This window comes from Streptomyces pathocidini (genome assembly GCF_001418495.1).
GTDB classification, from domain to species: Bacteria; Actinomycetota; Actinomycetes; order Streptomycetales; family Streptomycetaceae; genus Streptomyces; species Streptomyces pathocidini.
This window is the reverse complement of record NZ_LIQY01000126.1, coordinates 1-5,032: the sequence shown is the minus strand read 5'-3', so window position 1 is coordinate 5,032 and position 5,032 is coordinate 1. Positions and strand designations below refer to the sequence as shown.

Annotated in this window: 5 protein-coding genes; 3 read left to right on the top strand and 2 right to left on the bottom strand. The window is 71.7% G+C overall.

Translation table 11 applies throughout. From position 1 onward, the window contains the following. Window positions 1-1,239 (top strand): homogentisate 1,2-dioxygenase (gene hmgA, locus AOK16_RS07910; RefSeq protein WP_055471521.1); only part of this gene is annotated, 1,239 nt, incomplete at its 5' end. A 20-nt stretch (window positions 1,240-1,259) separates the two neighbouring features. Then, window positions 1,260-2,006 (top strand): GntR family transcriptional regulator, encoded by a 747-nt coding sequence (locus tag AOK16_RS07905; RefSeq protein WP_055471520.1) that lies wholly within the window; start codon window positions 1,260-1,262, stop codon window positions 2,004-2,006. A gap of 270 nt (window positions 2,007-2,276) precedes the next feature. Here AOK16_RS07905 and AOK16_RS07900 read toward each other — a convergent pair whose 3' ends face one another. Both AOK16_RS07900 and AOK16_RS07895 read right to left on the bottom strand, forming a co-directional pair. Beyond that, window positions 2,277-2,540 (bottom strand): hypothetical protein, encoded by a 264-nt coding sequence (locus AOK16_RS07900; RefSeq protein ID WP_079101168.1) that lies wholly within the window; start codon window positions 2,538-2,540, stop codon window positions 2,277-2,279. A 256-nt stretch (window positions 2,541-2,796) separates the two neighbouring features. Next, window positions 2,797-3,603: an SGNH/GDSL hydrolase family protein gene (locus tag AOK16_RS07895; RefSeq protein WP_055471518.1), complete on the bottom strand. Its 807-nt coding sequence runs from the start codon at window positions 3,601-3,603 to the stop codon at window positions 2,797-2,799. Between the two features lie 231 nt (window positions 3,604-3,834). On the opposite strand from AOK16_RS07895, the gene AOK16_RS07890 reads away from it, so the two are divergent. Then, window positions 3,835-5,016 (top strand): DUF5925 domain-containing protein, encoded by a 1,182-nt coding sequence (locus tag AOK16_RS07890; RefSeq protein WP_276202480.1) that lies wholly within the window; start codon window positions 3,835-3,837, stop codon window positions 5,014-5,016. Window positions 5,017-5,032 lie beyond the last annotated feature (16 nt).

The following is a 5,032-nucleotide window of genomic DNA, read 5'->3' as shown; positions in this document are numbered from 1 at the left end:
CCCCAGCGCGCCCCCCTCGGGCTGTACGCGGAGCAGCTGAGCGGCACCGCGTTCACCGAGCCGCGCGCGGCCAACCGCCGCTCGTGGCTGTACCGGATCCGCCCCTCGGCCGCTCACCCCGCCTACCGCCGGATCGGCAACGGGGCGCTGCGCTCGGCGCCGTTCGAGGAGACGGTCCCCGACCCCAACCGGCTGCGCTGGAACCCGCTGCCCGAGCCCGAGCCGGGCACCGACTTCGTCGCCGGCCTGTGGACCCTCGGCGGCAACGGTGACGCCCGGCAGCGCACCGGCATGGCCGTCCACCTCTACGCCGCGAACCGCTCCATGACCGACCGGGTGTTCTCCGACGCCGACGGCGAACTGCTGATCGTGCCCGAGCGCGGCGGGCTGCTGCTGCGCACCGAGTTCGGGCTGCTGCGCGCCGAGCCGGGGCACGTCGCGCTGATCCCGCGCGGGGTCCGCTTCCGCGTCGAGCTGCTGGACACCGCGCCGGACGGCGGGCAGAGCCCGGCCGCGCGCGGCTACGTCTGCGAGAACTACGGCCAGCCGTTCCAGCTCCCGGAACTGGGCCCGATCGGTGCCAACGGCCTCGCGAACGCCCGGGACTTCCTCGCGCCGACCGCCGCCTACGAGGACCGGGAAGAGCCGGTCGAGGTGGTCAACAAGTTCTGCGGCAACCTCTGGTCGGCCACTTACGACCACTCCCCGCTGGACGTGGTGGCCTGGCACGGCAACCACGTGCCGTACGTCTACGACCTGCGCCGGTTCAACGTGCTGGGCACCATCTCGTACGACCACCCGGACCCGTCGATCTTCACGGTGCTGACCTCGCCGTCCGACACCCCCGGGCTCGCGGGCGTGGACTTCGTGGTGTTCGCGCCGCGCTGGCTGGTGGGCGAGGACACGTTCCGGCCGCCGTACTTCCACCGCAACGTGATGAGCGAGTACATGGGGCTGATCGAGGGCGCGTACGACGCCAAGGCGGAAGGGTTCCTTCCGGGCGGTGGCTCGCTGCACAACATGATGTCCGCGCACGGTCCCGACCGCGAGACCTTCGACCGCGCGAGCGCGGCCGAGCTGGCGCCGCGGAAGGTGGACGACGGGCTGGCCTTCATGTTCGAGACGCGGTGGCCGGTCACGGCGACCGCGCAGGCCATGACGGCGGACCACCTTCAGAAGGGGTACGACAACGTGTGGCAGGGGCTGGCGCGGAACTTCCGCGCCCAGTCCATGCGTTGACCCTACGAAAGCCGCCGACTGTGACCGTCTTCGCTCCCGACTCCCTGGCCCTGAATCGCAAGCTGCCGCTGTGGTACCAGGTCTCGCAGTCGCTGCGCGCCTCGATACTGGGCCGCCGGCCGCACGAGCCGCTGCGGCTGCCGACCGAGGGGCAGCTGGCGGAGCACTACGGGGTGAGCGTGCTGACCATGCGGCAGGCGCTGAAGGAGCTGGAGCAGGAGGGGCTGATCAGCCGCCACCGGCGGCGGGGCACGTTCATCGAGCCGGCGGCCCAACGGGGTGCGCCCGTGCGTCTGCTGGGCTCGGTGGACGCGATCGTGGCCCAGCAGTCCGGCGAGCGCGCGACGGTGCTGGGGCACGGTCCGGCGCCGGTTCCGCCGGAGCTGGCGGAGCACTTCCCCGGCCTGGACGAGATCGTCGAGTACCGCAGGCTGCGGTGCGACGAACAGAGCGGCGAGCCCACCAACTGGGCGCAGAACGCGGTCCGGCCGGACCTGGCCGACCGCATCGACCTCGCCGATCTGGCCCGCTGGCCGATGACGAAGGTCCTGCGCGACGCGGTCGGCGTCCGCATCGGACGCATCACGGACACGGTCGAAGCCCGCCTGGCGGACCCGGAGACGGCCCGTCTGCTCTCGGTCCCGCTTCTGAGCCCGATCCTCCACTACACGGGCGTCACGTACGACGCCAAGGGCCATGTGGTGGATGTGGCCCGGATTCGATACAGGGGTGACCGCTTCTCGTTCACGGTCACCGTCCAGGCGTAGTCGCCGTCCGGCGAGGGGGACTCGGGCGGCGGCCCGCCGTCCGCCGCCTGCGGCCAGGCAGTTGCCGGGCTGCCGCCCGACGGCGGGAAGGGGGCACGTCGGGGTGCCCCGCACGGATTCGTTCGGGCCGCGGCAGCTGACACTGCTGCGCGGCGCCGGGTCCGTGTGCCGTCCGTCCTTGGGGCCTCGGCCGGGAGTTGAGGCCCGGGTGGACAGCGGCCGTGGATCGTGGTGCCCCCGGAGGCCCGACACGGGCCACCGGGTCGCCGGCTAGCGGTGGTTGCCGAACAGGGAGCGGCGGAGCCGCCGCAGGGGGGCGAAGAGGGAGACGCGGGCGCTCCTGCTCTTCCTGGCACGCTGGACGTCGCGCGACGTTATCTCGCGCATCAGCAGCGTCGCCTCCTCGGTCTGGCGCTGCGGCACGGCGGGACCGGCGAGCACCGCGAGATGGCGGTCGAGGCGCGTGCTGGACGCGCGACTTCCACAGCTGATCGCAGGGACTCGCGCCCTGGTGTGCATTGCTATCTGTTCCATAGGACTCCCCACCCTAACGAGGGCACCCGGCCCGGGCAGACTAACCCTACCGTGCCGTAGCCCCGCCCGCGCATCGACGGCGCATGGATTCACCTTCCCGGCAAGGAGGTTGACGATCACCGTCACCACCCGTCCGCGGGGAGCAGCGGTTGGTGATCATGACGGTTGACATTCGGCCAGGTGGCCCAAAAGACCCCCGCGCGGCACGCGGGGGTCTCAGGGGGGGCGCACACGCGACTGTCGGTGCCGGTGGGACTCAGGCCAGGGACGCCAGGACCGGCAGGTATCCGCCGGACTGCCCGGCGGCCGTGGGGTGGTAGGAGTCGTTGAGGGGGAGGGTGACGCTGTGGAGCCATGAGGCGCCGGAGCAGATCTCGTGGCCGGTGAAGGTTCCGGTGACGGAGCCGAAGGTGAAGCCGTGGTCGGCGGCGCGCTTGGCGATGGCGGCGTTGAGGTCGTCCGACGCGCCGTTCAGCGCGGAGCGTTCGCCCTCGCTGAGCCCGCCGACGCAGGTTCCGCCGAGTTTGTAGAGGCGGGGGTAGCCGAGGACGACGACGCGGGCGCCGGGGGCCTGGGTGCGGATGGCGTCGTAGACGGCGTCGAGTCTGGCGGGAAGTTCGTTGGCGACGTAGGCCCGCGCGGTGGCGACGCGCTGCTTGCAGGTGGCCTCGGAGCTGAGCACGCACGTGGTCATCACGTCGGCGAAGCCGGCGTCGTTGCCGCCGATCGTGACGCTGACGAGGGTGGTGGCGGAGTTGAGGGGGCCGAGCTGGCTCGCGAGAACATCACTCGTACGGGCGCCGGAGCAGGCGGTGAAGTCGAACGACTCGGGGGAGTTGGCGTCGGCCCAGAGCCGCGGGTGCGACTTGGTGCTGCGCTTGCAGTCGCCGCTCGCGCTGTCGTAACTTCCGGCTCCCAAGCCGGAGGCGTACGAGTCGCCGAGGGCCACATAGCGTGCAGGAGCGGCCAGTTCGGCCGCGTGAGTCGCGCCCGCCCCGGCGAGGGCGAGCGCGGCGGAGAGAAGGGTCGCGGCCAGCGCGGCCGCGGTTCGGGACAGTTTCATGGAACCTCCCTTAGCAGGATCTCTGCCACATCCGTCGTAGCAGCGCACATCCAACACGGGAAGTGTCCATGCCAGAACTGGCGAGGGGCCCCTGGCCGTGATGGCCGGCGTATGGCGCGTAAATGACAAAACGTCAGCTGCTGCTGTCGTGGCGCGGCGCGGCGGACGCGCATTCGCACATCCCTCGTACACGCGAAAAAGCGCGCGCCGATGGGCAGATGGTGCCGGATCATGGGGGCAGGGTGTCTCGTACGTACGGCCATGGAACCGTACGGACGAGGACACCGGCCCGAAGACCGCACGAGCACCAGGAGGCAGGCCCTGCCCAGCCCCGAGAACGCCGTCCCGATCCGGCTCACCATGGACGACAGCGACTCGCCCTCCGATGTGGTGGACGCGCTGTTCCTGGGCCGGTTCGCCAGCGGCGAGCAGCCGTACTCCCGCAGTTCCACCATCGACCGCGTCAAGTCCGGGGCGACGCTGCTGCCGCCGGCGGCGAAGGTGCTCCGCTCGGCGCGCGACGAGGACCGCAGCGCGCTCCTCGCGGAGGGCGAGGGCTGGACGCTGCTGGTGTCCCGGTGGAGCCGCGGCGCGGACGTGACCGTGACGGCGGTCGACGACGAACTGGCCGAAAAAGTGCTGAAGGAGAGTGTCGAGGGCGCGGCCGACGAGCCGGAGCCGCAGCCGGAGAACGTGGCGATGGGGTTCTGGTACGTGTCGCCCCGGCGCGGGCCGTACCGCACGACGCGGCAGATCTCGGCCGGCACGTGGCAGGAGATCCGACCCAACTACACCGCCCCGGTCGCGGACGCGCTGGACCGGCTGATGAAAGTCACGCCGGACGACATCGCGGGCCGCCTGCTGCTTCTGCACGGCCCGCCCGGCACGGGCAAGACCTCCGCGCTGCGCACGCTCGCGCGGTCGTGGCGGGACTGGTGCCAGGTGGACTGCGTGCTGGACCCGGAGCGACTGTTCAGTGACGTCGGCTATCTGATGGACATCGCGATCGGCGAGGAGGACGGCACGGCGAAGGGCCGCTGGCGGCTGCTGCTGCTCGAGGACTGCGACGAGCTCATCCGCGGCGAGGCCCGGCACACGGCGGGACAGGCCCTCTCCCGCCTGCTGAACCTGACGGACGGTCTGCTGGGTCAGGGCCGCAACGTGCTGGTGGGCGTCACGACGAACGAGGACCTCGAGCGCCTCCACCCGGCGGTCGTCCGCCCGGGCCGCTGCCTGGCCCGCATCGAGGTGGGTCCGCTGACGCGGCCCGAAGCCGTCAGCTGGCTCGGCACGGCAGAGGGCGTGGGCCGCGAGGGCGCGACCCTCGCCGAGCTGTACGCACTGCGCCGCGGCACGGGCCCGGCATCAGTACCGACCCAACAACCGTCATCGGACGCAGGACTGTATTTGTAGGGGCGGGATTCATCGG